Raw genomic sequence first — 26,609 nt, 5'->3', positions numbered from 1 at the left:
TCGTCGCGGACGCCGGTGCGGGGCGCCGTGGGCCGCCGCCGGCACCCGGTCCGGGCCTGGTAGACACGCACCGGTGAGTGCACGAAAGCTGCTGGGGAGGCTCGTCGTCATGGTCGTGGCGGCGGGCCTCGTGCTCGCGGCGGCGGTGTTCCCGGTCGTCGGCGGCGCGGGGGCGTTCGCGGGGCAGGTCGTGGAGTCCGCCGTCGGCTCGACGAGCGATCTCGAGTCGGGGGTCCTGCCGGCCGCGTCGACCGTCACCGATTCCACCGGAAATCCGATCGCCTATCTGTTCGGCCAGTACCGGATGCCGGTGAGAGCGGCACAGATATCGCCGGCGATGAAAGCGGCGATCGTCGCGATCGAGGACAAACGCTTCTACGAACACGGCGGGTTCGACCCGCTCGGCGCCGCCCGGGCGCTGGTGAACAACTCCAACGGTGGCGCGACGCAGGGCGCGTCGACGCTGACCGAGCAGTACGTGAAGAACTACGACCTCTACGTCGCCGCGACCACCGACGCGCAGCGCCGGGCCGCGGTCGCGCCGAGCTACGCGCGCAAGCTCAAGGAGGCCGAGCTCGCGATCAGCCTCGACCACAAGGTGAGCAAGGACGACATCCTCGCCGACTACCTCAACGTCGTGTACTTCGGCAACGGCGCCTACGGTGTCGGCGCCGCGGCGCGCATCTACTTCGGGACGACCGCCGACCAGCTCACCGTCCCGCAGGCGGCGCTGCTGGCGGGGATGGTGCAGAGCCCCACGGACTTCGACCCGGTGCTGCACCCCGACGCGGCGAAGGGGCGGCGCGACGTCGTGCTCGGGCAGCTGCGCGACCAGGGCTCGATCACGCCGGACCAGGCGAACGTGGCCCTGCAGTCCCCGTTGGGGGTCCGGTCCCCGCTCGCGGCGCCCGCGGAGGGCTGCATCGGCGCCGGCGACGCGGGCTTCTTCTGCGCGTACGTGCTGTCCTACCTGGCGCAGTCGGGCATCACCGGCGACCAGCTGGAGACCGGCGGCTACACCATCAGGACCACGCTGGACCGGGGCGCGCTCGACAAGCTCAAGGCCGCCGTCGACGAACAGGTCCCGCCGACGCAGCCGCACGTCGCCGACGTCATCTCCGTGATCGAGCCGGGTGCCGACGCGCACCGGGTGCTGGCCATGGCGGCCAACCGCACGTACGGCAACAAGCCGGGCGAGTCGAGCTACGGCCTGCCCTACGTCCCGGAGAACATGGGCGCCGGGTCGGTCTACAAGATCTTCACCGCGGCCACCGCCCTGGAGCAGGGCCGGCTGGGCATCGACTCGATCATCGACGTCCCCGCCAGCGGCTACACCTCACCGATCTACCGGGGTCCGAGCGGGACCCCGATCCCGGTCCGCAACGACGGCAACTACGCCGCGCAGCTCTCGCTGACCCAGGCGCTCGCCGAGTCCCCGAACACGGCGTTCGTGAAGCTGGAGGAGTCGACGGGCATCCCCCCGGTCGTCGACATGGCCGAGCGGCTGGGGCTGACCTCGCTCGCGACGACGCCGGCGACGCGCACGCAGGGGTCGCGGTCGATCGGTGACGTCGCGAAGTCGCAGCGGCAGGCGTCGTTCACCCTCGGTGTGTCGCCGACGAGCTCGCTGGAGCTGGCCAACGTGATGGCGACGCTGGCGAGCCACGGCACGTGGTGCCCGCCCAGCCCGGTGCTGTCGGTGACCGACCGGTCGGGCGCGCCGGTGACGGTGACGCAGCCGGCGTGCAAGCAGGTCCTCGACCCCGGGATCGCCGACAGCATGATGAACGCGCTCAGCCACGACGACGGCCCGGGCGGTACGTCGGCGGCGGCGGCGGGGGCGATGGGCTGGGACCGGCCGGTCGCGGCGAAGACGGGGACGACGCAGCAGTACAAGTCGGCGGCGTTCGTGGGGGCGACGCCGCAGCTGGCGGGCTCGTCGATCGTGTTCGACGACAGCAACGCCCCACGGCCCATCTGCGACGGCAGCCCGCCGGTCAGCTGCGGGTCGGGCAACATCTACGGCGGCAAGGTGCCGGCGAGGACGTTCTACCGGGGTGTCGGGGACATCCTCGCCGGGCAGCCGGTGCTGCCGCTGCCGCCGCCGGACCCCCGCTACCTGACGGGCGGCTCGTCGTGAGGCCCGGCCGGCGGCGGGTCGTCGTGACTCCCGGCTGACGGTGGCGCGGTCGCGATGTCGTGCAGCACCACGCAGCACCGGCCGGTCCCGGGGTCGAGGACGGCGTGGTCGGCGGGTTCGCCGCGGACGTCGAGGACGGCGCGGACCAGGTCCAGGCTCATGCCGCAGGTGAGCGCGGGGTGGGTGGCGGCGAGCCGGTGGAACGGGCAGTTGACCAGGGTGGTGACGGCGGCGGAGGTGCGGGGTTCGAAGCCGAGATCGGCCAGGGTCGCGAGCACGTCGCCGTCGGAGGACCGGGCGGCGCGGGTGCCTGCGGCCGCGGCGGCGGCGCGGACGGCGTCGGCGAGGTGGGTGCCGTGGGTGAGGGTCTCCTCCGCGGCGGCGGCGAGGACGGCGGCGGCGAGGTCGTAGCGGCGTGCGGGCAGGCTCACCTCGAACTCGCGGCTCGAGCGGCGGTAGAGCTTGGTGGGCCGGCCGGCGCCGGGGCCGCGCCGGGTTCCGAGCCGGCGGAACTCGGCGACGAGCAGCTCGTCGTCGACCAGGCGGTCGAGGTGGAACTTCGCGGTGTGGCGGGGCAGGCCGGTCGCGGCGGCGGCCTGGTCGCGGCTGACGGCGTCGGCCTGGGCGACGACGTAGCGGTAGAGGCGGCGACGCTGCGGTTCGGCGAGGGCGCTGACGGTCTCGATCTGGGTGGTCGGATCGGTCATCCGCGCGACCTCCTTCTATCGGACAGTCTCATTGACATTAGAGCCTGGACAGTTCTAACGTCCAGTCCTGCGTCCGATAGACCCGGAGGATTCCGTGACGACACCCGAGATCGCCCTGGCCGACACCCGGCTGGATGCCGTCGTCCGGCCGCTGCGGGTCACCGCACCCGAGGCCGGCGTCGACCTCGCCGGGGCCGAGCGCGCGGCCCGCGACTTCCTCACCGCACTCGGCGTCCCCACCGACGGCGAGGCCACCGCGGGCACCCCCGGCCGGATGGCCCGCGCCTACGCCGAGATGCTGGCCCCACGCCCCTTCGACCTCACGACCTTCGACAACGACGAAGGCTACGACGAGCTCGTCCTCGCCCGCCGCATCCCCGTCGCGTCGGTGTGCGAACACCACATGCTGCCGTTCGTCGGCGTCGCCCACGTCGGCTACCTGCCCGGGGAGCGGATCCTGGGCCTGTCGAAGCTCGCCCGCGTCGTCGAGCTGTTCGCCCGCCGCCCGCAGGTGCAGGAACGGCTCACCAAGCAGGTGGCCGACTGGCTCGACGAGCACCTCTCGCCGCGCGGCGTCGGGGTCGTCGTGGAGGCCGAACACATGTGCATGTCGCTGCGCGGGGTCCGCAGCGAGGGCACCAGCACGATCACCTCGACGCTGCTGGGGACCCTGCGCGAGGACCCGCGCTCCCGCTCGGAGTTCCTGGCGCTGACCATGCCGCGACCGGGAGGCGTCCATGGCTGAGTCGACGATCGTCGTCGCCGGGGGCGGGCTCGCGGCGGCGAAGACGGCCGAGGCGCTGCGCGCCGAGGGGTTCGACGGCGCGATCGTGCTGGTCGGTGCCGAGACCGAGGTGCCCTACGAGCGGCCCGCCCTGTCGAAGGGCTACCTCAAGGGGGACGACGCGCGGGACTCCGTCGAGGTCCACCCCCGGCAGTGGTACGCCGACAACGCCGTCGACCTGCGGCCCGGCTCACCCGTCGCCGCCATCGACGCCGCCGCCCACGAGATCGGCACCGCCGGCGGCGACCGGTTCCGCTACGACACCCTCGTCCTCGCGACCGGCTCCCGGGCCCGCCGCCTCGACCTGCCCCGCGCCGACCCGGCCGGGCTGCACCACCTGCGCGACCTCGCCGACAGCGACCGGTTGCGCGCCGCGCTGCGCCCCGGCGCGCGCGTCGTGGTCGTCGGCGGCGGCTGGATCGGGCTGGAGACCGCCGCGGCGGCCGTGGCCGCGGGCGCGCAGGTCACCGTCGTCGAGGTCGCCGAGCTGCCGCTCGTGCGGGTCCTCGGCCCCGAGATCGCCCAGGTGTTCGCCGACCTGCACCGGGCCAACGGCGTCGACCTGCGCTGCGGCCGGCAGGTGCGCGAGGTGGTCGCCGACGCGGCAGGTGGGGGCCGCAACACCGTGCACGTCGACGACGGCACCGCGCTGCCCGCGGACGTGGTCGTCGTCGGCATCGGGGCGCAGCCGAACGTCGACGCGGCGGTCGCCGCCGGGCTGGACGTCGACAACGGCGTCCTCGTCGACGAGCACCTGCGCAGCTCGCACCCCGACGTGCTCGCCGTCGGGGACATCGCGCACGCGTGGCACCCGGCGCTGGGCCGGCGGATCCGCGTCGAGCACTGGGCCAACGCGCTCAACCAGCCGGTGGTCGCGGCCCGCACCGCGCTCGGGATCGACGCCTCCTACGACCGGCCGCCGTACTTCTACACCGACCAGTACGACCTGGGCATGGAGTTCACCGGCTGGTTCGACCCGTCGCAGCCCTACGAGGTCGTCGTCCGCGGTGATCTCGCCGCCCGCGAGTTCGTCGCGTTCTGGCTGGTCGAGGACCGCGTCGCGGCGGCGATGAACGTCAACGTGTGGGACGTGACCGAGCACCTGACCCGGCTCGTCCGCGCCGCCGCCACGCCCGAGCCCGCACACCTGGCCGACCCGGACGTCAGCCTCGCCGACCTGGGCTGAGCCCGCCTGCCCCGAGCGGGCCTACCCTCGGGCGCGACACGGAGGGGGAGCGGTGCGCGAGCGGCACGAGTCCGTCGTCGAGGAGCAGATCCGGCTGGCCGCCGAGCGCGGCGAGTTCGACGACCTGCCCGGCAAGGGGCAGCCGTTGCGCCTGGACGGACCCGACGACGACAACTGGTGGGTGCGCGGCTGGGTCGAGCGCGAAGGCCTGTCGGGCGATGCGCTGCTGCCGACGTCGCTCGCGCTGCGCAAGGAGGTCCAGCGGCTGCCGCAGACGGTGGCGCCGCTGCCGGACGAGGCCGCGGTCCGGGCCGCGGTGTCGCATCTGAACATGCGGATCGCGGCCTGGCTGCTCGCTCCGACCCCGCCGCAGGTGCCGCTCGCGCCGGTCCGCGCCGACGACGTCGTGGCCGCATGGCGGGAATCACGGCGGAAAGTTCGACACCCGGTAGAAGGTTTCGGGGGCGGGTCGGGCACAGTGGAGACAGCCACAACCGACCCCGAGCCTGGAGCCGTTGCGATGACCTCCCCGACCGCGCTGTCCGGACCCGCGCGCGCCTTCCGCGTGATCGCCGTCGCCGAGGCCTGCTCCTGGACGGGTCTGCTCATCGGCATGTTCTTCAAGTACGTCGTCGTCTTCGACGACATCGGGGTGACGATCTTCGGCCCGATCCACGGCGCGCTGTTCGTCGCCTACGTGGCGATCACGCTCGTCGCCGCCCGCCGCCTCGGCTGGTCGCTGCCCACGACGCTGCTCGCGCTCGCCGCGAGCATCCCGCCGCTGTTCACGCTGTGGTTCGAGCGTTGGGCACTGCGCACCGGCAAGCTGCACGGCGCCGGCGCGGGCACCACGCGCAACGCCACGGCCTGAGCCGGGGGCGCGCTCACCCCGACGTGAAGCCGAGGGCCAGGTCGATCAGCCCGTCGATCGGCACACGCACGATCTCGCTCCGCGAGTCGCTCGACCCGTCGGTGTCGGTGCCGGTGCCGCTCACCCCGCCGCCGCCCTCGAGCAGGACCTTGACAGTCTCGGCGGCGTCGATCGAGACGCCCAGCTTGCCCTGGATCGTGCGCGTGACGGCGTCGGAGTGGCTCTCGTTCTCCTGACGGGTGATCGTGACCGGCTTCGTCGCGAACGTCGCGGTGATGAGCATCTGGTCCCCGCCGTCCGGGATCGTGAACTGTGCCGAGTTCGTGAACGCGAAGCCGGCGACCTCCAGCGCCATGGTGATCATCCCGTTCGGCCGCGGCCACTCGACCGGCAGCGTGTAGAACGGGTTGGCTGCCTCGGTCGCGGACGTGAACTCGTGCAGCTGCGGCTCCAGCTGCGGGTGGTACAGGCGGAACACCTTGCGGACGTCGGCGAGTCGGTCGAACAGGATCGGCCGGCCGTTCGGGTCCCGGACGACCAGGCTCGTGGTCAGCGCCGGGCTGCGCCCCTGACGAGGACGTCGAGGCGCGGTCGTCGGCAGCCCGGCGACGTTGCGAGGGATGTCGCGTGTCGTGTCCGACGGCTCGACGGGCGGCGGTGCGCCGCCTGGCGGGGCGAGCGCGGCGACGGTCTGGGCGTCGAGATCGCGTGAGGCATTGAGTGCGGCGCCGTCGTTGGTGATGGTGGACGGCGGGCCGGACGTCACCGGGGCGTCCACCATCGCCTGGGCGAGCCCGGCCGCGGCCTGGCTCACGTCGGTCGCGGCGCGCAACGCGTCCTGGGCCGCCTGGCCGGTCATCGTCGTGGCAACCTGCCCGATCTGACCGGCGAGGGTGGAGAGGCTGCCCAGGACTCCGGCGAGCTGGCTCGCGCCGGACATGTCGCGGAAGATCGCGGGGTTCTGCACGGCTGCCAGGACTCCGGACAGCCCGGTCGGGTCGGGGAAGGTCACCGGGTTGATCACCTGCAGATCGCCCTCCGGCACCGTGACGCTGACGTCCCCGCGCTGGAACCGGCTCGCGGTACTCACCGGGTCGATCGCCGGCGGCTGGTGCGGGATCGGCGAGTCCTGCCAGTTGAAGTAGCGCTGCATGTCGAGGTACTCGGCGCTGTTGGAGCGGCCCAGCACCGCCTCGGCGAACAGCCCACCCGTGGGTACGTAGATGTCGTCGACACGGCTGAGCTGGTCGTGACGCTTCTCGAACGAGCGCAGGGTGGTGTCGGCGAAGCCGGCGAGGATGTCGAGCTCGGCCGGCACGTCGGTGAGCCCGAGGGCGCCGAACAGCCCCTTCACGGCCGCCGGATCGAGTCGCTTGAGCTTGAGCACGAAGGCGCCCGCCGTGGTCCCGAGCGGGATCGTGTGCGCGAGGTCGCTCAGCCGCAGCCGCTCCGCGCCGCTGTCCGCGTGCCCGATGGTGACCGACTCCAGGAGCTGGGTGATCTCCTCGGGCTCGACCGCGTCGAGGATCACGCGGGTGAAGAAGTGCCGGCGGCGGAGGACCAGCTTCTGCAGACGGTTGCGGAACCGTTCGATGTCCTGGGTGAGTGCCTCGAACGCCGCCCGCCGCCGCTCGTTCTCGGCCAGGATCTGGTCCCGTTCGAACAGTGCGGCCTCGTACTCCTCACGCGCCGCCACGTCCGCGGCGGCCACGCCCCCAGCCGGTAGCCACGCCACGGTCGTGTTGCGCGGCCCGTCCGACTCGATCAGACCCTGCCCCAGGATCGTCGTGCCGGCCAGATTGCGCACCGATGCCGCGCCCCGCCGCACGGCACCGCGGGAGACGCGGATGCGGAAGCGGGTGTCCTCGATGTCGAGGACCTGGTTGCGCGACAGCACGACAGCGGTGATCCGCTCGGCGTCGTCGAGGTCGGCGTCGAACGTGTAGCGGTTGCCGAAGTCGAAGCCGGCGAGCGCTTGGGAGGGGACGCCGTTCGTCTGCTCCTGCCCGAAGATCTCCTGGCCGTCGCGCACGACGGTCAGACCCACGTCGAGGTTGAACGGGATGCCGTCGAACAGCACGTCGATGACGAGGGCGGTGATCCGCAGCGGCTCGGCGGGTGGTGGCTCCTGCGGCTCGATCGGGACCGGCAGGAGGTCGGGTGCGTCGGGGACGTCCTCGGTGACGAAATAGCTGTCGCCCTGCTCGCGTAGCGCCGCGTCGTCGATGTGCACGCGGACGATCTCCCAGTAGTCGCGGACGAACCGGAAGCCGGTGAAGTCGAGGAACGTGAACGGCAGGTACAGCAGCGGCTGCAGCCTCTCGGCATGCAGCCGTGCCTGGTAGTGCTGCAACACCTCGAAGTACTCGATGTTGAGCGCATGCATGTGGTTGTAGTTGGTGATGTTCGACGTCGTCGCCGACACACTCTCGCCCTGTGCGTCCTCGACGACGGCCGTCGACCACAGTGAGCGCACGGCCGAGGCTGTCTGGCTGGTGCTCAGCGCGATGCGCTGGTTGACGTCGGCGACGATGTCGCGATCGCCGTCGGTCTGCGACTCGATCATCCCCAGCGCCTTCGAGCCGCTGTAGACGACCCCGCCCGCGATCGTCCCCACCGCGCCACCGACGAGCGCACCCAGGATCGTGCCGCCACCGGGCTCGGCGATGGTCCCGATCACCGCGCCGGCGACGCTACCGACGGCCGCGCCCGCGCCGACGAAGCTGCCCGCGGTCACCGCGGTGCCTGCCTCTGTCTGCGTCTCGCCCCCCTGGTGCTCGGTCGCGACCGCGGTGGTGATCTCCTCCAGGGCACGGTTCTGCACGAAGACGGCGGTCACCCGCTCGTCGACGGTCGTCCGCTCCTCCAGCGCGGTCAGCTGCCGGCGCCGCCAGTTGACGAACGCGATGCTGCGGGACTCCCCGGGGCCGAGCGCGATGCTGTGTACGACCTCGCCCAGGTGGGTACCGCGGTTCTCCCAGCTCTGCCGGTGGCCGGTGAGGAAGCCGAGGCGCACCACCGGGCACCGCAGCCCGGTGAAGATCTCCGACAACGAGCTGGGCTGCTTCGCGAGCGTCCCGATCGGCAGGTCGACCGCGCAATCGGCGTCGACGTCGATCACGAGCCCGCGCAGCTCCACGTCCCGGACGAAGCTCGTGAACCGCACGCTGCTCGTGACCGCACCGATGAGGCCGGGCAGGAGCTCCGGCGGCGCAGAGGGGCGTTCGCTGAACGTCGCGTCCGGAGTGGTCATCAGCACCTCGCTCGGGTCGGGCGTCGGGGACCGCGCGGAACGGTCCGCTCGCTGACTCGAACCGGATCATCGACCCGTTAACGGCATTCAGGACGTCGTTGCCGGGACGCGGCCGCATCTGCCCGCCCGATCTGCTGACCGGGCACGTCTGGTCCGGGCCGTCGCCGCCACCGTGGCCCGCGCCGCGACATATTGCAGCGGCGCCGGACGCGAGGACAGGCAGCTCAGGGCCGGCGATCCGTCGGGGCGGCGAGCACCTCGTAGACCGGGCGCAGCAGGTCGACGACCGGCGTGCCGCGGACGGTGATCGCGAACGGCGGAACCTGGTCGAGCAGGGCGTCGGGTGCCGTCGGCACCGGGACCACCCGGCGTGCGTCGTCGAGACCGGGGCCCGCGCTGAAGAACGCGTCGAGGACGTCGGCGAGCGGGGGAGCCGCGGGCTCGGCGGGCTCGGCCGGGCGCGCGGCCGGCCGGTCCTCGGCCGCGGCCGCGGCCGCGCGGCGGGACCGCAGGTTGGCCAGCAGCGTCTCCCGGTCGCGGCCGCGCAGCGCGAGGACCTCGAAGGGATCGGCGTCGAAACGTTCGGCGAGCAGGTAGAACACCGCCGCCAGGTGCTTGCAGGGCACGGCGTGGTCGGGGCACGAGCAGTCCATCACCAGGTCGCGGGCGTCGGCCGGGAACAACGCGAGGCCGAGCGAGGCGAACAGGCCCTCGATCTCGGGCGGCATCGACCCGGCCAGCAGGGCGGCCGCGTACCAGGCGTCGCCGGCCAGGGCCTCCTCGACGCGTGACCACTCGGGCTTGCCGTAGGTGGTGACGCCGATCCGGACCCGGTACGGCTGCTCCCGGCTGCCCTGCACGCTCGCCGTGACCGAGCCCGGGGCCAGCCGCAGCTCCAGGGTCTGCCCGGCGCGGGCGTAGGTGCGTCCGCGCGCCAGCCGGCCCCCGGCGACGACCTCCTCCACCACCTCGAGGAACCGGGCCGACCACCAGCTGCGGGCGACGGCCCCGCGGCCGGCGTGGATCTGGATGCCGCCGGTGACCTTGCGCGGCCTGCCGCCGGCCTCGGCGTCGCGCCACCAGAACGGGTCGGGTTCACGCGCCACGGGGCACCTCCGGGTCCGAGCCGTCGGGGCCGTCCTCGGCGAGGGCTTCACCGCCGAGCGCGAACACCTCGCGCAGCTGCGCGGTCGACAGGTCGGCGAGGTCGCCCACCCAGTTCTCGCCGTTGCCGATCACCCTGCCCGACAACGCCTTCTTCGACGTGATGAGCTCGTCGATGCGTTCCTCGACGGTGCCCCGGCACACCAGGGTGCGGACCTGCACGTTGCGCCGCTGCCCGATGCGGAACGCCCGGTCGGTGGCCTGGTTCTCCACGGCCGGGTTCCACCAGCGGTCGAGGTGCACGACGTGTGAGGCCGCCGTGAGTGTCAGCCCGGTGCCGCCCGCCCTGAGCGAGAGCAGGAAGATCGACGGCCCGTCGGCGGACTGGAACCGCTCGACCATCTCGTCGCGCCGCGTCTTCGGGGTGCCGCCGTGCAGGTAGAGGATCTCCTGGTCGAACCGGGCCGACAGGTGCGGCACCAGCATCGAGGCGAACTCGGCGTACTGGGTGAAGCACAGCACCTTGTCGCCCTCGGCGAGGATCGTCTCCAGGATCTCCTCCAGCCGCACGACCTTGCCCGAGCGCCGGCCGATGGGGGATCCGTCGTGCAGCAGCTGCGCCGGGTGGTTGCACACCTGCTTGAGCTTGGCCATCGCGGCGAGGACGTTGCCGCGCCGCGCGATCCCGTCGCTGCCCTCGATCCGTTCCAGCATGTCGTCGACGACCGTGCGGTACAGCGACGCCTGCTCCCGGGTGAGCCGGTAGTGCTGGGTGATCTCGATCTTCTCCGGCAGGTCGTCGATCACGCCGGGGTCGGTCTTCACCCGGCGCAGCAGGTACGGGCGGACGATGCGGCGCAGCAGGGCGGCGGCCTCGTCGTCGCCGTAGCGTTCGACAGGGATGGCGAAGCGCTGCCGGAAGCGTTCGGGGCTGCCGAGCATGCCGGGGTTGAGGAAGTCCATGACCGACCACAGCTCGGCCAGCCGGTTCTCCATCGGGGTGCCGGTGAGCGCGATCCGGTGCCCGGCGCGCAGCCGCCGCACCGCCCGCGCCGACGCGGCCAGGCTGTTCTTCACCAGCTGCGCCTCGTCGAGCACGACGCGGTGCCATTCGAACGGTTCGAGCAGGTCGGCGTCGCGGACCACGGTGCCGTAGGTGGTGACGACGAGGTCCGCGCCCGCGGCGGCCGCGGTGAACTGCGCACCCGCCGCCCGGTCGGGGCCGTGGTGGACGAGGACCCGCAGCCGCGGCGCGAACCGCGCGGCCTCCCGTTCCCACGTCCCGACCAGCGACATCGGGCACACCAGCACGGTCGGTCCGTGGGTGCTCGCAGCACGCTCGGCCGCTTCCAGCGCCAGCAGCTGCACCGTCTTGCCGAGGCCCATGTCGTCGGCCAGGCACGCCCCCAGCCCCAGCCGGGCGAGGAACGCGAGCCACGAGACGCCCCGCTGCTGGTAGGGCCGCAGGGTCGCGGTGAACCACGACGGGGGCTCGACGGGGGCGAGCGTGTGCTCGGCCGACCCGTCGAGCAGGTCGCCCAGCCAGCCCGTGGCGTCGACCCCGACGACGGGCAGCGGCACCTCGGCCGGTGGGGCCGCGGCCATCGCGACGACCTCCCCGGCCGTCGGGCGGCGGCGGTTCGCGTTGCGGCGCATGAACTCCAGGCCGGTGCGCAGCTGCTCGCGGTCGATCGTGACCCACTGCCCGCGCAGCCGCACCAGCGGCGCCTTCGTGGCGACGAGCTCGGCGATCTCGTCCTCGTCGAGCACGTCGTCGCCCACCGCGAGGTGCCAGCGGAACGCGGCCAGCTCCTCCCGGCCCAGCCCGCCCCGGGTGACGACGCCCGGTGCCGCCGTGGAGCTCGCCGACAGCCGCAGGCCGAGCCGGCGGCTGCCGTCCCAGCCCGCGGGCAGCTCGACGTCGAACCCCTCGGCGAGCAGCCGGCCCGCGATGTCGGTGAGGAACTCCGCCGCGCCGTCGACGTCGAGGGCCAGCAGCTCCGGGCACGCCGAGCGCAGCGCCCGGGTGAGCCGCGGGTAGACCAGCGCGGCCCGGCCCAGCTCGGCCAGCAGCAGCTCCTGCGGCTCGCCGATCAGCCGCGTCAAGGTGGCGCCGGCGCCGTCCCAGATTCGGGCGGCGGGCACGAGCAGGCTCGGGTCCTCGGTGGAGCGCAACGAGAACTGCAGCTCCCAGCGGGTGCCGTCGCCGGTCTGGTCGGTGCCGGGGGAGTCCGGGTCGGCCGGGTCGTCGAGGACCTTGACCTCGGCGAGCCGGAACGACGCCCGCGCCGGCCCGCTCGCCCCGGCGCCCACCTCGTCCCAGGCGGCGACGGCGCGGGCCAGCTCGTCGAGCTCCGTGTGGCCGACCCCGGCGGCACCGCCCACCCGGTCGTCCGGGGTGACCAGGGCGGCGAGCCACGCCTCGGCGGCCGGGGTGGTGGCGGGCGCGCGGCCGCGCCGCGGGGGCAGCACGTCGACCGGTTCGTCGGCGCGGGCCAGCCGGTCGCGGACCGCGGCGTCGGCCAGTACGCCCACGGCGTCGGTGAGCAGGGCGCGCGGGTCGTGCCCGTGCATGTCGGGCGGGGCACCGGGTGCCGGCCGGGGGCGTCGTTCGGCGCGGGCCACCGGCGGGACCGCCGCGACCAGGCTGTCGAACACCACGGCGTCGAGACCCTGGACGACCGGTCGCCACCGCGCCCGGGGGGAGCCGGTGCGGTCGAGGGCCGGCAGCACGCGACCGCGGGCGGCGAGACCTTCGGCGAGGTCGAGCACCGCGCGCAGGTGCACGACCGACGAGCCGTAGCGCACCGCCGGGTCGGGGTCGCGCAGCTCCGCCGCGTCGACCAGCAGGGCCGGGACCGTCCAGGCCAGCAGCTCGGGCGCCGACCGGGGACGCCGCACCGGCCCGGCGCGGACCAGCTCGGGCGAGGCCAGCGGCCCCGACGGCCGACCCGGCAGCAGCAGCACCAGCGACGCCGCCTTGCCGGGGTGCAGCGCGGCCAGCTCGCCGGACGTCGCCGCGAACGGGTGCGGGCGCGCGGTGCGCAACGACCGGGCGCTGGTGGTGGCCGGGCGTTCGCCGTCCTCGGCCCACAGCAGCACACCCCGGCCGGGGGACCACAGGGCATGGACGACGAACACCCCGACAGGCTACGGCTGCCCACCGACGATCTCCGGCGCGAACCGGGGTCGTGAGTGGCTCACAGCAGGTCCTGGTACTCCGGGTGCTTGTCGATCCAGCCCTTGACGAACGGACAGTCGGGCCGGACACGCAGGCCCCGCGACCGGGCTGCGTCGAGGGCGCCGCGGGCCAGCGCCCCGCCGATGCCCCGGCCACCGAAGCGGTCCTCGACCTCGGTGTGGGTGAAGGCCAGCACGCCGTCGCGCAGCCGGTAGTGCGCCCGCCCGGCGACCTCGTCGTCGACCAGGATCTCGAAGCGCGAGCGCTCGGGCCGGTCGACGACGACGGGCTCGCTCACGAGGACGCCCCGCCCAGCCCGCCGTGGGGCACGTAGGTCGCGGGGATCACGCCGAGCTTGCCCTTCTGGTAGTCCTCGTAGGCGGCCATGACCTCCGCCTTCGTGTTCATCACGAACGGGCCGGCCCAGGCGACGGGCTCCTGGATCGGCAGCCCGCCCAGGACGACGACGTCGAGGCCCGCGAGCCGCGACTCCTGGTGGTTCGCCCCGTTGACGGTGATGACGTCGCCCGGTCCGAGTACGACGAGCTGCCCGGTCTCGATCGGCCGGCCGTCGGGTCCGATGCTGCCCGCGCCGGAGAGGACGTAGACGAGCGCGTTGAAGTCACGCCGCCACGGCAGCCGCAGCTGCGCGCCGGGGCTGATCGTCGCGTGCATCATCGCCATCGGGGTCCGGGTGGACCCGGGGCCGGCGTGCCCGGCCAGCTCGCCGGCGATGACGCGGATCAGGGCGCCGCCGTCACCGGTGGTCAGCAGGGCCGCCTCGGCAGCGCGCAGGTCCTGGTACTTGGGCTCGACCCACTTCTCGGCCTTCGGCAGGTTCACCCACAGCTGCAGGCCGTGGAACAGCCCGCCGCTCGCGACGAGCGCCTCCGGTGGCCGTTCGATGTGCAGCAGGCCGCTGCCGGCGGTCATCCACTGGGTGTCGCCGTCGGCGATCGTGCCGCCGCCGCCGTGGGAGTCCATGTGCTCGAAGGTGCCGTCGATGATGTAGGTGACGGTCTCGAAGCCGCGGTGCGGGTGCCAGGGGGTGCCCTTGGGCTCGCCGGGCGCGTACTCGACCTCGCCCATCTGGTCCATGTGCAGGAACGGGTCGAGGTCGCGCAGGTCGACCCCGGCGAAGGCGCGCCGGACCGGGAAGCCCTCGCCCTCGTACCCGACGGGTGCGGTGGTGACCGAGCGGACGCCGCGGTCCAGGTCGGTCGGGCCCGGTTCGGGAACGCGCGCCAGGGTGGTGACGTCGGCGACGGTGATGGCCGGCATGGTGACCTCCTACACGATTGAGCGTGCAACTATCTTGTGGAACGGGCCGTGGGGCCCGGACATTCCCGCACCCTCACCCCGGCTCACCCCGGCAACGCCGCCAGCGCGGTGCCGTCCACGATCGGCGGGCCGTGGCTGAACGCCAGCACCGAGTGGTCGACGGCGGCGAGGCGCCGGACCGACTCCCGGCAGCGCCGCGCGTCGACGCACAACGCGGCCGGCGAGACCCGCATCCGGCCGACGTTCATCAGTGCGTCCCCGACCACCAGCACCCCGCTCGGCTCGTGCAGCAGCGCGACATGCCCCGGCGTGTGCCCGGCCGACGCCAGCACGTGCAGCCCGCCGTCGAGCACCTCGCCGTCGGAGAGCTCCTGGTCGACCGCGACCGGCGGGAACCTCGCCTTGCCCAGCCGCGCCATGATCCGCCCGCCCCGGGTCGACGGGTCGGGCCGGGGACCCGCCCCGGCCAGCGCGAACGACACGTCGTCCCCGTGCAGCGCGACCGGGGCGCCGGTCGCCGCGGCGAGTGCGGCCGCCCCGCCCGCATGGTCGGGATGGGCATGGGTGACGACGATGCGCCGCACGTCCGCGGGCCGGCGGCCGATCGACGCGAGCCCCGCGAGCACCCGCGCCGGCGCGCCCGGCAGCCCGGTGTCGACGAGCGTCACCCCCGTGCCGTCGGCGTGGGCGAACACGAAGGTGTTGAGCCAGGGACCGGGGACCGTGGGGATCCGCCAGGCCCCGTCGGCCAGCGGGACGGCGGCCTGTTGTGCCATGTCGCCGGAGCCTAGCCACACTGGGCGCCGTGCCCACCCTGAGCGAGGACGAGCAGCGCGCCCACGTCGAGGCGTCCCCGGTGGCCCGGCTCGCGACCCTGCGCGCCGACGGCACCCCCCGCCTGGTCCCCTTCACCTTCGTCCTGCTCGACGGCCTCCTCTGGAGCGCGGTCGACGACGTCAAGCCCAAGAGCGGCCGCACACTCGCCCGGCTCGCCGACGTCGACCGGGACCCGCGGGTGGGCGTGCTCGTCGACCGCTACGACGACGACTGGGACCGGCTGTGGTGGGTGCGCATCGACGGCACCGCCGAGGTGCGCGACGCGGCGGACTGCCCGGCGGCGCTCGACGCGCTCGTCACGAAGTACCCGCGCTACCGCGACGCCCGGCCGCCGGGACCGGTGCTGGTGGTCACCCCGGTGAGCTGGGCGGGCTGGACCGCGCGGTGACACCGGCGACGAACCGGGCCACCGCGGCGAGGGTCTCCGCGCGGCGTTCCAGGTGCGGGGAGTGGCCGCAGTCGAGCAGCACCAGCTCCACGGGGCCCGACGAGCGGTCGCGCACCGCCTCGACGTGCGCGACGGTGCCGTAGGGGTCGGCGGTGCCCTGCACGGCCAGGACCGGGCAGGTGATGGCCGGCAGCTCGGCGGTGACGTCCCACGACCGGAACGCCGGGTCGAGCCACACCCCGACCCAGTTGCCGAACACGACGTCCGGGTCGTCGTGGTGGCGGGCCATCCGGGTGCGCAGGTCGCCGCCGTCGAACGCCGCGCGGGTGGCGGCGATGGTGGCCAGCCCGTCGTCCTCGACGAACACGTGCGGCGCGAGGACGACCGCACCCGTCAGCGGCAGCCCGGACGCGGCGGCCAGCAGCGCGATCGAGGCGCCGTCGCTGTGCCCCAGCAGGACCGGGGAGCCGATGCCGAGCGCGTCCAGGACGGCGGGCAGCACATCGCGCGCCTCGGAGTGCATGAAGTCGGGCGTGCGCCGCTGCCCGGGCGGCGAGGAGCGGCCGTGGCCGAACCGGGAGAACGCGATGGTGCGGCGCCCGGTCGCGGCGGCGAGGTCGTGGTGGAACCCGCGCCACAACCCGACCGAACCGAGGCCCTCGTGCAACATCACGATCGCGGGGCCCGCGCCGGGGATCTCCTCGAACTCGACCCGCCCGCCGGCGACGTCGAGGAACCGCGCGTGCACGGCCCCGATACTAGTCGAGCTGCGCGACGAGCTTCCTCGGTGCGATCTGCCGGTAGGCGTCGGTGACGATCTCCGCGATCTCGTCCCAGTCCACCTCGACGTCGAGGCGCACCCCGAGCCAGCCCCGCCCACCGACGTAGGGCGGCCGGAAGAACCGGTCCGGGTCGGCCGCCACCAGCTCCTCCTGCACGCCGGGCGGTGCGGCACACCAGAAGCCGAGCCGGTCGTCGTGATGGCGGTCGGCGTAGGAGACGAACACCCGGCGCACGAACCACGTCGGCTCGCCGTGGCTGACCTTCTCGGTGACCTCGGGCAACGCCATGCACAGCGCGCGCAGCCGGGGGAGGGGATCGGCGGTCGGCTCCATCCCACCACCCTGGCGCGTGCCGGGTGCCGCGCCAACCCCCGACGACTCGTGGGCGACGGTCGCGCCCCTTACGATGGGCGCCCGACGCGCCTCGGCGCGTCTCGTCGGAGGGAGGCGACGCTGCAGGCGACAGACGCGCTGACCGCCGCGATGATCGACGCCGCTCCCGTCGGGCTGTTCGCCCTCGACGAGCAGGGCTGCGTCCTCCTCTGGAACCCCGTCGCCGCCGAGCTGACCGGTCTGCCCGCCGAGCGGGTCCTGGGGCGCAACGGCTTCGGTACCCCCTCGTCCCCGGGGGGCGCGACCGTCGACGCCGTCTCGGCCGCCGCCGTACTGGCCGACCTGCGCGCCGGGCGCCGGGTCGAGGGCCGGTTTCCCGCCGCCGTCCCGTCGGGGCGGGTGCTGTGGTTCCGCGCGGTGCCGCGGCCCGGGCCCGGGCCCGCCGTCGTGGGGGTGCTGCGCGACCTGTCGGAGACCCGCCCCGGCGACGAGGCCTTCGCGCTGCTCGACGCGCTGTGGGAGACCGCACCCGTCGGCCTCGCCTACTTCGACACCGACCTGCGGTTCCGCCGCGCCAACGGCCACATCGCCGCCATCGACGGCGGCACCGTCGAGGACCGGCTCGGTCTGACCCCCGACGAGGCGCACGGCGAGACCGGCGCCCGCGTCGTCGCCTTCCTGCGCGAGGTCCTCGCCGACGGCAGGCCCCGCACCCGCCACCGGGTCCGCGGGCGGCTGTGGCACGGCAGCAGCCACGACCAGTCGTGGACGATGGACGCCTACCCGGTGCGCGACGAGTCCGGCGCGGTCGTCGGGGTCGGCCTCGTCGTCGTCGACGTCACCGAGGCCGAACAGACCCGCGACCAGCTCGCCGCCGTCGCAGCGGAACGCCAGCGCCTGCTCACCCGCTACCAGAGCCTCGTCGAGGCCACCAGCGCCGCCGTGTGGATCCGGGCCGCCGACGGCAGCGCCGCCGAGGACTCCCCGAGCATGCGGGCGATCACCGGCCAGTCCCGCGAGGAGTACCTGGGGTGGGGGTTCCTCGACGCCATCCACCCCGATGACCGCGCGTCCAAGCGCGCGGCCTGGCTCGACGCCGTGGCCACGGGCCACGGGTTCGCCCACACCGCGCGGCTGCGCAGCGCCCACGGCGGCTGGAAGTGGCACCGGGCCCGCGCCGTCGCGGTGCGCGACGAGAACGGCCGGGTCGTCGAGTGGGTCGGCACCGAGAGCGACATCGACGCCGGGTTCCGCGCCCGCCAGCGCCTCGAGGTGCTCGCCCGCGCCACGCTCGCCGTCAACGCCGCCCACGACCCGGAGGGCGAGCTGACCGCGCTCGCAGAGACGGTCGTCCCCGAGTTCGCCGACCTGTGCCGGGTGTACCTCGTCGACACCACGGCCGGGACGGGCGGGGTCGTCACCGGCGCGCGGTCGGTGACACGCACCGCGCCCGGCCTCGAACCGCCGCCCCCGGCGGCGGAGCGGTTCGTCTTCGGCGCAGGCCACCCGGTGTCGCGGGCCGTCCGCAGCCGCACCGCGGTCCTCGACGCCGGGCCGCGGCCACCCCGCGACGAGTGGGCGGGTACCACCGAGATGTGGGACTGGGACAACCGTGCCGGCATGCACTCGACACTCGCCGCGCCGGTGGTGTCCGCGGGCGAGGTCGTCGCCGCCGTCATGTTCCTGGCCTGCGGGGACCGGCCCGCCTACACCGACGACGACCGCGCCCTCGTCGTCGAGCTCGCCGCCCGGGTGTCGGCCGCCGTCGAGCACACCCGCACCGTGCAGCGCACCCGCGAGGTGTCCCTCGCGCTGCAGACGGCGATGCTCACCGAACCGCCCAGCTCGGCCGACATCGGCATCGCCGGCCTGGAGGTCCAGGCCCGCTACCTGCCCGCCGCCGCCGAGCTGCAGGTCGGCGGCGACTGGTACGACGCGTTCCGGCTGCCCGGCGGCGACCTCGCGCTCGCGGTCGGCGACGTGTCCGGCCACGACCTCTCCGCCGCCGCGACCATGGGCCAGATGCGCAGCATGCTGCGCGCCCTGGCCTACGACACCGAACGCGAGCCGTCCGACGTCCTCGGCCGGCTCGACCGGGTCGCCTCCCGCCTGGAGGTCACCGGGTTCACGACGCTCGTCTACGGCCGCGTCCTGTGGACGCCGGCTGGGCCGGTGTTCCGGTGGTCGAGCGCCGGCCACCCGACACCGATCCTCGTCGGGGCCGACGGCGTGCCCCGGCTGCTGGACGACCCGGTCGACGTCGTCCTCGGCATCGACGCCGGGCTCGACCGGCACGACCACGAGGTCGCGCTGCCGCCGGGATCGACGCTGCTGCTCTACACCGACGGCCTCTTCGAGCGCCGCCGCGACCCGGACGACACCGCGACCACCGAGCTGGCCGGGCTCGTCGCGTCCGTCGCCGACCTGCCGCTGGACCGGTTCTGCAACGAGCTGGTGCGCCGCACCGCCGCCGACACCGGTGACGACATCGTCGTGCTCGCCGTCCGGACCGGCGTACACGACGACGTCGACCAGGCCGGTCAGTCGAGCTCGCGCTCCGCGTAGACGCGCATCGCGTCACGCAGGAACACCGCGAGCCCCGGTGCGGTCCTGTCGATCGACGCGGTGAACCGCGGATCGTCGACATAGAGCTCGCCCAGCCCGATGTAGGCCTGCCGGTCGGGCTCCCAGAAGCGCCGGACCCACGCGTGGTGGCGGGCCACCGCCTCCTGCACGGCCGCGTCGCCGACGGGCGTACCCGCCCGCATCAGCTCCGCGACCTGCGCGTTGACGTCCGCGCCCTCGGCCATGACCGCCTGCCGGTGGTCGGCGTCCCAGCCGGCGACCGTGCGCTGCGAGCGCGCGGCCGTGTCACCCCAGCGCTCGCGCGCCTCGGCGGCGTACGGGCCGTCGCCGAAACCCTCGAACAGCTCCTCGGCTGCCATCTCCTCACCTCCCTCCCGCTCCTCGATGGTCCGTGCGACGGTGGCGGCCAGCCTGCGCAGCCGCCGCGACTCCGACAGCAGCCGCGCGTGGTGGCGCCGCAGCGCCGCGGTCTCGTCGGTCCCGCCGTCGAGGACCGCGCCGATGTCGGGCAGCCCCAGGCCCAGCTCCCGCAACAGCAGGATGTGCTGCAGCCGCCTCAGCTCGGGCCGTCCGTAGAGCCGGACGCCACCGTGGCCGGTGCCGGCGGGCCGCAGCAGACCGGTGTGGTCGTAGTGCCGCAGCGTCCGTGAGCTGACCCGGGCCATCCGCGCCACCTCGGCCGTCGACCATCGCATGCGACCCACCGTAGGAGTTGACGCAGCGTCAACCGCAAGCCTTTCCGGACGAGGACGCCGGGACGAGGTCAGGCCGGGTGGTGCGCCGCCCGGTGCGAGGCCAGCACGTCGTGGCCGAAGTCCGACTCGGGGTCGCGCCACACCGCGTGCGCGTGGTTGGCGTGGCGCTGGGTGTTGTCGTACTCGACGAGGAACCGGGGAGCCTGCAGCCGGTAGTAGTGCGGCGCCCCCCGCTGCAGCGGCCCCGCCCACGCGATGTGCACGTCGTCGACGTCGGGCCACACCGCGAGCCCCGCCGGCACCCGGTCCAGGTACGTCGACAGCAGGGCCGTCATCAGCTCGCGCCCCGCCGGGTCCAGCGCCGCGCCCGGCACCCCGCGGGGCCCACCGAGCGCCAGGGTGGCGTGGTCGGTGTCGTCGAATCCGCTGGCCCGCTCGGCACCCTCGCTCATCATGGCGAGCCGGTCGGCCAGCCGCGGCTCGTCGAAGCGGCCGCGCCAGATGTCGGTCAGCAGGATCATCCGGTCACCCGCCCCGACCCGCGACCGGTTCCCGCCGATGATGTCCGACGGGGCCCGGTCGAGCAGCACCGCCTCCGCGGCCAGGTCCGCGGGCAGCGACCGGACCAGCTCCCGGGCGAGCTCCTCCGCCCCCGCGAGCGGGCGCAGCGGCACCGGACCCAGCAGCGGCGCCGTCGCCGGATCCGCACCCAGGAAACACGGCGTCGTCGACACGACCCGGCCGTCGACGACCAGGTTGTTCAGCGAGACGTGGTGCCCACCGAAGCGCCACGCCCACGCCCCCGACGGGCCCGGCCGGCCGAAGACCCGCAGGTAGTAGCACTGCGGGTCGCGGCCGCGTTCCCGGCCCCAGTCGACCCCCCAGCCCTCGACGTGGTCGAGGACGTTCTCCAGGCCGAGGATCGTCGACACCGTCACGTACCCCGCCGTCGACAGCCCCGACGCGACGAGCTGCATCGCCAGCGACTGCTGCGCCGGGCGCATCTCGCCGAGCGTGAGCCCCCCGTGGTCGGTCGGGGTGTAGTACCAGCGCAGCCGCTCCGCGTCGGCCTCGGCGTCCGCGCCCGGGGTGCCCCCGGTGGCGACGGCACGCTGCCCCGTCCCGAGCGAGGCCAGCCAGGCCTCGGCGGCCTCGGCCATCGTGGTGGCGACGTCCTGCGCGGTGGGGTCAGCGGTGACGACCATGGCGGCGAGCCTACGACGTGCGCCCCCGTAGAGTCGCGTCCCGATGAGACTCGCCGAGCTCGCCGCGCGGGCACTGACCCTCGCAGGCGACGGCAGCCGGCGCACCCTGCTCGGCATCGCCGGAGCACCCGGCGCCGGCAAGACGACGCTGGCCCGCGCCCTCGTCGCCGCGCTCGCCGACGTCCCGCCGCCCGGCGCGACACCGGGGGAGTGGGTCGCCCACGTCCCCATGGACGGCTTCCACCTCGCCGACGCCGCCCTGCACAGGCTCGGCCGCGCCGGCCGCAAAGGCGCCCCCGACACCTTCGACGCCGCCGGCTACGCCGCGCTCCTCGCCCGGCTACGGGCCGACGACCCCGCGGTGACCGTGTGGGCACCCCAGTTCGAACGCGACCTCGAACAACCCCTCGCCGGCGCGATCGCGGTGGCACCCACCGCACGCCTCGTCGTCACCGAGGGGAACTACCTGCTCCTCGACGACCCCGCGTGGCGCCCCGTCGCCGCCACCCTCGACGAGGTGTGGTTCTGCGCGCCCGACGAACGGCGACGCCTCGACCGCCTCGTCGCGCGCCACGTCGAGTTCGGCAAGACCCCGGAGCACGCGGCCGCCTGGGTGCGTGAGGTCGACGGCCCCAACGCCGCCCGCGTCGCCGCCACCGCGGGCCGGGCCGACCTCGTCGTCACCGGCGACGGACCGGTAGACCCCGGCCGCGGTCAGTCGGCGTAGCCCGCCGGGCCGCCACCGCCACCGACCCCGCCCATGCCCCCCGCGCGGCCTACCCGGATGTCGCAGCGGATCGCGACCGGCTCCAGACCCGTGAGGTCGGCGATCAGCCCCCGCGCCGCCTCGTCGGCATCGGTCATGTCCCGCACGCTCGTCGCCGCCTCGATGGCGGGGACGTAGAGGACCATCCGACGGTCGGCCATCCAGGCCACCACCTCGAACCGGCGCTCCTCGCCACCCTGCGGACCCACGTCGCCACGGTAGCCGTCCGCGGGCCCGCCGGGCACACCCGACCGGCGCCCGGCGAGTGCGCCGGACGACCGGCTCAGCCGCACGGATCGGCGAGCGTGCAGGTGCTGCGCGTCGTCGTCGTGGCCGGCGGCGTCGACGGCCCCGCCGTGCCGGGCGGCGCCGGGTCGCCCGCCCGCGGGTCCGCTGCCCGCGGGTCCGGTGGCCCCGTCGTCGGCACCCCCGACACGTCGGTCGGTGCGGTCGTGGGGGCCGCAGATGTCGCAGGGGCCGACGTCACCGGGGTCTCCGGGTCGACACCCGGCGGCTTGTCCGACGGCGGCTCACCGATCGCGTGGTACGGCGCGAACGCCGGCGGCGGGTCCTGCCTCGCCGCGTCCGTCATGAAGTCGCGCCACACCGCGCCCGGCACGGAGCCACCCGAGATCGGGGTGCCGTCGGCCGTCCGGATCGGCGTGTTCATGTCGGTGCCGATCCACACCGTCGCCGCCACCTCCGGGGTGAACCCGCTCATCCAGGCGTCGTTGTTCTGCCCGTCGAAATGCGACTGCACCGTGCCCGTCTTCGCCGCGACCTGGCGCACCCCCGGCAGGCTCAGCCCGTCGTTGCCCGCCACGTCGAGCATCGCCTCCGTGACGTTGCGCGCCACCCGCTCGGGGAACCGCCGCTCACCGTCCGAGGGCTGCGCCTCGTAGAGCACCCGCCCGTCCGACGTCACCACCTTGGAGATCAGGTGCGGCACCCGGTACACCCCGCCGTCGGCGATCGTCGCGTACGCCGACGCCAGCTCCAGCGGCGTGACCTCCTTGTTGCCCAGCGCGATCCGCTCGTCCGGGTCGGTCAGGGGCGAGGTGATCCCCGCCGCCCGCGCGGCGTCGGCCACCTTCTGCGGCCCGACCTTCTTCGACAGCGAGTTGAACACGACGTTGTTCGAGATCGTCATGGCCTGCTTGAGGTCGCAGCGGTCGCAGTCGGCCCCGTCTGAGTTGCGCAGACCCCGGACCGGCTTGCCGTCGAACACCTCGCCCAGCCCGATCGGCGGATCCTGCATCAACGCCGCCAGCACCACGAACGGCTTGAACGTCGACCCCGCCTGCTTGCGGACCCTCGCGTAGTCGAGCCCCACACCGTTGTCCCCGCCGTAGTAGGCGGTGATCCCACCCGTCGACGGGTCGATCGCCACCACCGCCGACCGCAGGTTGTCCGGCTGCCCCGCCAGCCCCGCATGCGCGGCGTCGACCGCCTGCTGCTGACGCCGCGGGTCGATCGTCGTGGTGATGCGCAGGCCCTCCTGGCTGAACTCCTGGTCGGTGATGCCCAGCGCCCCCAGCTCGTCGCGCACCGAGTTGACCACGTGCCCGCGGCTGTCGCCGGGCGCGCCCCCACCGACCACCTTGCGCGCCACCGTCTCCGGGAACCGCACCTGAGCCTTGTCCGCCGCCGTGATCCAGCCCTGCGACGCCATCCCGTCGATCACGAACTGCCAGCGCTGCAACGACTTCGCCGGGTCGATCGCCGGGTCCCAGCGCGACGGCGACTGGATGAGCCCCGCCAGCAGCGCACCGTCGGACACCGTCAGCTGCTCGACGTTCCTGCCGAAGTACGCCTGGCTCGCCGCCTGGATGCCGTAGGCGCCGCGCCCGAAGTAGATGGCGTTGAGGTAGTCGCCCAGAATCTCGTCCTTCGACCGCTCCTGGTTGATCTTGACCGAGACGATCATCTCCTTCCACTTCCGGAACAGGGTCGCCTCGTCCCCGACCAGGGTCGTCTTGACGTACTGCTGGCTGATCGTCGACCCGCCGCCCACGCCCCCGCGCATCTGGTTCCACGCCGCCCGCAGGATGCCCGTCAGGTCGAAGCCCGGGTTCGAGTAGAACGTGCGGTCCTCCGCCGCGAGCACCGCCTGCCGGACCTGCACCGGGATGCGGTCGACCGGCACCTTCACCCGGTTCCCCTGCTCCGGGACGAGCCGCGCCAGCTGGCTCCCGTCGTCGTAGGAGACCAGCGCGACCTGGTTGTTCACCGCCTCGTCCGGGGTCGGCACGGAGAAGATCAGATAGCCGACGACGAACAGCAGCACAGGGGCGAGCGCCAGCGTCGCGACACCGCCGATGATCGACCACTTGATCCGGCGGCGGCGCAGCGCCCGTCGCTCGTCGGTGCTCAGCGGACGCAGGTGCTGCGAGCTCGAGCGGCGGAACCCGCCGCGCAGCGTCTCCACGATCCCGCGCCGGCGCGACGCCCGCCGCTTGCCGGCCCGCGCGGCGGGCGTGTCGGCACCGTCGGACGACTCCGGTGCGATCCGGCGCGGCCCCGTGTCACCGGCGCGGGTCCGCATCGACGGGGGCTGCCACCAGCCGGGACCCGACCGGCGGCCCGCGGGCGCCGGGCTCCGGCGGGTCGGCGCCTCGTCGGCTCCGGGCGTGCGGGCGGGCCGGGGCCCGCGGGTCGGGCGGTCACGGTCCGCGGGGCGGGTCCCGGCCGGTCGGCGAGGTCGGTCACCCCGGGTGCGGGCAGTGCCGGGAGGGCCGTCCCCGGCGTCGTCGCGGCGGGGCCGGCGTCGTGCCCGGTCACCGCCGGGGTTGTCGCGGGGATCGGTGCGCCCGTCGCCGGTGCGGGCAGCCCGCCGGTCGTCGTGCCGGTCGCCCGTGCGTCTGGCCTGCGGGTCGGCGCGGCGGTCGCCTGTGCGTCCGGCCTGCGGGTCGGCGCGGCCCTCGTCGGGGGCGCGGCGGTCGTCGGGGACGCGGCGGGCGCGGTCGCGGGGTGCTGCCCCGTTGCCGGAGTCCGCGGCGTTGCGGGGTTGCTCGTCGCGGCTTCGGGGCCCGGTGGTGCGCGGCTGCTCGGCTCCGTGCGGCTGCTCGGCTCCGTGGGCTTTTTCGGCCCCGCGAGGGTGCTCGGCGGGGCGTGCGGACCGGCGGCGGCCCGCGTCGGGCCGATCGGTCCGGTCCCCCTGCGGCCGGGGGTGCTGCGGGTCGCGCCGACCGTCGCGGGCGGGGCGCGCCCGGCGGGGGCCGTCGTCGTCGGTCTGCCCGCGGCCTGCCGTGCGGGAACCTCGTGACGGAGGAGGGGTCGAGGCGGTCGGCACCCGCGGGTACTCCTCTCGGCGTCGCGGTGGTCCACGACGGGCCGGGTCGGAGCCCGGTCGCGAACTGGTCGTGACGTCAACGTGACCCTTCGAGGTGACGGTGCGCCGAGTAGGCATAGATCACCCGAATGCAGTCACCGATTCGGCAGCACACCGTCGATGACCTCGGGATTCGACGACGGGGTGTAGTCGCCGCCGCCCGACCGGACGCGTGCTGCCAGGGTCCCGGATGCCGGGGGCCCCACCCCGGCACGCGGTCGAGACCGCCGTTCGGGCCCGCGCGAGGCACTCGCCCGAGCGGGTAGACGTGGCCGCCGGGACCCGGCCGGCCGCACGCGCCGGAGCACCGCGAGCGGTTCCCGGGCGCTGCCGACCGGGGCCCCGGCGCCCGTCCCGAAGAGCCCGTCGCCGACCCGCTGCCGCCGACCCGGCAGCCCGGGGCCGACCGGATCCACCGAACAGTCCATCGACAATACAACCGAATAGTCCAGCGTAATCGTCCGTAAGCAGACCGTAATTGCGCTGGAAGGGCTGATCGACAGGCCGTGAAATGGCTGTGCGAAAATACGCCGTGATCGCTTTCGCGAGCGCCGTCCGCGCCCTCATCGATATTCCGGGCGCAACTTTCGTGTGCGTGCTCGACGGCGATTCCGGAGAGGTACTCACCGCAATTTCTCACGGCGTCGACGAGGATGGCGACATGAGTGCCGTCGGCATGCTCGCGGCCGCCGGGACGCAGCTCTCGGGCGTCGCGGCACACGGTGCCGACGACCCCGTCGACGACGTCACCGTCACCTCTCGGCGCAACTTCCACGTACTGCGGCCGATCGCCGTCGCCGGCCGCACCGCGATCGTGTACCTGCGCCTGCAGCGGGGCCGCTCCAACCTCGCCGCCGCCCGCCGTCACCTCGCCGCGGCCGAGGTGACGGCTGCGGTCACCGAGTTCCTCTCTCCTGGCGCGCGGCCGGGCGCCAGCGCGCAGATCGGCATGCCGCAGTCCAGGGCCGAGCAGGTCCACACGCGGGTCGCCGACCGCGCCCAGCCGCCCCAGAACGCGCGAGGGGCGCCCGCGATCCCGTTGCAGTCCAACGGCCCGTTGCAGTCCAACGGCCCGGTGCAGTCCAACGGCCCGTTGCAGTCCAACGGCTACGCGCACGACCCCCGGTCAGGCCCGGCCGCGCGCCCCGCTCCGCCCGCCGCCAGGGCGGGCGCGACGGC

Annotated in this window: 20 protein-coding genes and 2 pseudogenes; 9 read left to right on the top strand and 13 right to left on the bottom strand. The window is 74.3% G+C overall.

What is annotated here, in order from left to right; translation table 11 throughout:
* The first annotated feature begins 73 nt into the window (after positions 1-73).
* Positions 74-2,140 (top strand): transglycosylase domain-containing protein, encoded by a 2,067-nt coding sequence (locus tag AB7F12_RS28520; RefSeq protein ID WP_428518040.1) that lies wholly within the window; start codon positions 74-76, stop codon positions 2,138-2,140.
* On the opposite strand, the gene AB7F12_RS28515 is transcribed toward AB7F12_RS28520, so the two are convergent.
* A complete protein-coding gene (locus AB7F12_RS28515) occupies positions 2,116-2,847 on the bottom strand; it encodes a helix-turn-helix transcriptional regulator (RefSeq protein WP_428498324.1) in 732 nt (243 codons plus the stop codon). The genes AB7F12_RS28520 and AB7F12_RS28515 overlap by 25 nt on opposite strands.
* A 130-nt stretch (positions 2,848-2,977) precedes the next feature.
* Between AB7F12_RS28515 and folE the strand changes: the two genes are divergently transcribed.
* From folE to AB7F12_RS28495, 4 genes and pseudogenes are all read left to right on the top strand, one after another.
* The gene (gene folE, locus AB7F12_RS28510; RefSeq protein ID WP_428498355.1) at positions 2,978-3,592 is read left to right on the top strand and encodes a GTP cyclohydrolase I FolE; all 615 of its coding nucleotides are present in this window, start codon (positions 2,978-2,980) and stop codon (positions 3,590-3,592) included.
* The gene (locus AB7F12_RS28505; RefSeq protein WP_428498325.1) at positions 3,585-4,817 is read left to right on the top strand and encodes an NAD(P)/FAD-dependent oxidoreductase; all 1,233 of its coding nucleotides are present in this window, start codon (positions 3,585-3,587) and stop codon (positions 4,815-4,817) included. Before folE ends, AB7F12_RS28505 begins: the two co-directional genes overlap by 8 nt.
* A gap of 52 nt (positions 4,818-4,869) precedes the next feature.
* A pseudogene (locus tag AB7F12_RS28500) lies at positions 4,870-5,085 on the top strand (DUF1992 domain-containing protein); the annotation flags it as partial.
* 252 nt (positions 5,086-5,337) lie between these two features.
* On the top strand, positions 5,338-5,688 hold the full coding sequence (locus AB7F12_RS28495; protein ID WP_428498356.1) for a DUF3817 domain-containing protein: 351 nt from the start codon (positions 5,338-5,340) through the stop codon (positions 5,686-5,688).
* Positions 5,689-5,701: 13 nt separating this feature from the next.
* On the opposite strand, the gene AB7F12_RS28490 is transcribed toward AB7F12_RS28495, so the two are convergent.
* The 6 genes from AB7F12_RS28490 to AB7F12_RS28465 all read right to left on the bottom strand — a co-directional run bounded on the left by AB7F12_RS28490 (position 5,702) and on the right by AB7F12_RS28465 (position 15,283).
* On the bottom strand, positions 5,702-8,941 hold the full coding sequence (locus AB7F12_RS28490; protein ID WP_428498326.1) for a hypothetical protein: 3,240 nt from the start codon (positions 8,939-8,941) through the stop codon (positions 5,702-5,704).
* 224 nt (positions 8,942-9,165) lie between these two features.
* Positions 9,166-10,047: an SWIM zinc finger family protein gene (locus tag AB7F12_RS28485; protein WP_428498327.1), complete on the bottom strand. Its 882-nt coding sequence runs from the start codon at positions 10,045-10,047 to the stop codon at positions 9,166-9,168.
* The gene (locus tag AB7F12_RS28480) at positions 10,037-13,186 is read right to left on the bottom strand and encodes an SNF2-related protein (RefSeq protein WP_428498328.1); all 3,150 of its coding nucleotides are present in this window, start codon (positions 13,184-13,186) and stop codon (positions 10,037-10,039) included. Before AB7F12_RS28480 ends, AB7F12_RS28485 begins: the two co-directional genes overlap by 11 nt.
* A gap of 59 nt (positions 13,187-13,245) precedes the next feature.
* A complete protein-coding gene (locus tag AB7F12_RS28475; RefSeq protein WP_428498329.1) occupies positions 13,246-13,524 on the bottom strand; it encodes a GNAT family N-acetyltransferase in 279 nt (92 codons plus the stop codon).
* Entirely contained in the window at positions 13,521-14,507 is a 987-nt protein-coding gene (locus AB7F12_RS28470; RefSeq protein WP_428498330.1) for a pirin family protein, read from the bottom strand. Before AB7F12_RS28470 ends, AB7F12_RS28475 begins: the two co-directional genes overlap by 4 nt.
* 83 nt (positions 14,508-14,590) lie before the next feature.
* Positions 14,591-15,283, bottom strand: coding sequence for an MBL fold metallo-hydrolase (locus tag AB7F12_RS28465; RefSeq protein WP_428498331.1), 693 nt, complete (start codon positions 15,281-15,283; stop codon positions 14,591-14,593).
* A gap of 29 nt (positions 15,284-15,312) precedes the next feature.
* Here AB7F12_RS28465 and AB7F12_RS28460 point away from each other — a divergent pair, with 29 nt between their 5' ends.
* On the top strand, positions 15,313-15,732 hold the full coding sequence (locus AB7F12_RS28460) for a TIGR03668 family PPOX class F420-dependent oxidoreductase (protein ID WP_428498332.1): 420 nt from the start codon (positions 15,313-15,315) through the stop codon (positions 15,730-15,732).
* On the opposite strand, the gene AB7F12_RS28455 is transcribed toward AB7F12_RS28460, so the two are convergent.
* Together AB7F12_RS28455 and AB7F12_RS28450 are read right to left on the bottom strand one after the other, a co-directional pair.
* Positions 15,695-16,480 carry an alpha/beta fold hydrolase gene (locus AB7F12_RS28455; protein WP_428498333.1) on the bottom strand — a complete coding sequence of 262 codons (786 nt, stop codon included), beginning with the start codon at positions 16,478-16,480 and terminating at the stop codon, positions 15,695-15,697. The two genes, AB7F12_RS28460 and AB7F12_RS28455, sit on opposite strands and share 38 nt — an antisense overlap.
* Before the next feature lie 10 nt (positions 16,481-16,490).
* Complete coding sequence (locus AB7F12_RS28450) at positions 16,491-16,847, bottom strand: MmcQ/YjbR family DNA-binding protein (RefSeq protein WP_428498334.1); 357 nt, start codon at positions 16,845-16,847, stop codon at positions 16,491-16,493.
* 150 nt (positions 16,848-16,997) lie between these two features.
* Between AB7F12_RS28450 and AB7F12_RS28445 the strand changes: the two genes are divergently transcribed.
* The gene (locus AB7F12_RS28445) at positions 16,998-19,412 is read left to right on the top strand and encodes a SpoIIE family protein phosphatase (RefSeq protein WP_428498335.1); all 2,415 of its coding nucleotides are present in this window, start codon (positions 16,998-17,000) and stop codon (positions 19,410-19,412) included.
* On the opposite strand, the gene AB7F12_RS28440 is transcribed toward AB7F12_RS28445, so the two are convergent.
* The gene (locus AB7F12_RS28440) at positions 19,388-20,128 is read right to left on the bottom strand and encodes a MerR family transcriptional regulator (protein WP_428516239.1); all 741 of its coding nucleotides are present in this window, start codon (positions 20,126-20,128) and stop codon (positions 19,388-19,390) included. The genes AB7F12_RS28445 and AB7F12_RS28440 overlap by 25 nt on opposite strands.
* Before the next feature lie 68 nt (positions 20,129-20,196).
* Entirely contained in the window at positions 20,197-21,333 is a 1,137-nt protein-coding gene (locus tag AB7F12_RS28435; RefSeq protein ID WP_428498337.1) for a DUF3500 domain-containing protein, read from the bottom strand.
* 43 nt (positions 21,334-21,376) lie between these two features.
* Between AB7F12_RS28435 and AB7F12_RS28430 the strand changes: the two genes are divergently transcribed.
* Positions 21,377-22,060, top strand: coding sequence for a nucleoside/nucleotide kinase family protein (locus AB7F12_RS28430; RefSeq protein WP_428498338.1), 684 nt, complete (start codon positions 21,377-21,379; stop codon positions 22,058-22,060).
* Here AB7F12_RS28430 and AB7F12_RS28425 read toward each other — a convergent pair.
* A complete protein-coding gene (locus tag AB7F12_RS28425; RefSeq protein ID WP_428498339.1) occupies positions 22,048-22,308 on the bottom strand; it encodes a hypothetical protein in 261 nt (86 codons plus the stop codon). The two genes, AB7F12_RS28430 and AB7F12_RS28425, sit on opposite strands and share 13 nt — an antisense overlap.
* A 74-nt stretch (positions 22,309-22,382) precedes the next feature.
* A complete protein-coding gene (locus AB7F12_RS28420) occupies positions 22,383-24,644 on the bottom strand; it encodes a transglycosylase domain-containing protein (RefSeq protein ID WP_428498340.1) in 2,262 nt (753 codons plus the stop codon).
* Positions 24,645-26,091: 1,447 nt separating this feature from the next.
* On the opposite strand from AB7F12_RS28420, the pseudogene AB7F12_RS28415 reads away from it, so the two are divergent.
* Positions 26,092-26,609, top strand: a pseudogene (locus tag AB7F12_RS28415) (hypothetical protein); the annotation flags it as partial.

This window comes from Pseudonocardia sp., from assembly GCF_050250275.1.
Classification (GTDB): Bacteria; Actinomycetota; Actinomycetes; order Mycobacteriales; family Pseudonocardiaceae; genus Pseudonocardia.
The sequence above is the reverse complement of the archived record's forward strand: the minus strand, read 5'-3'. Positions and strand labels throughout refer to the sequence as shown.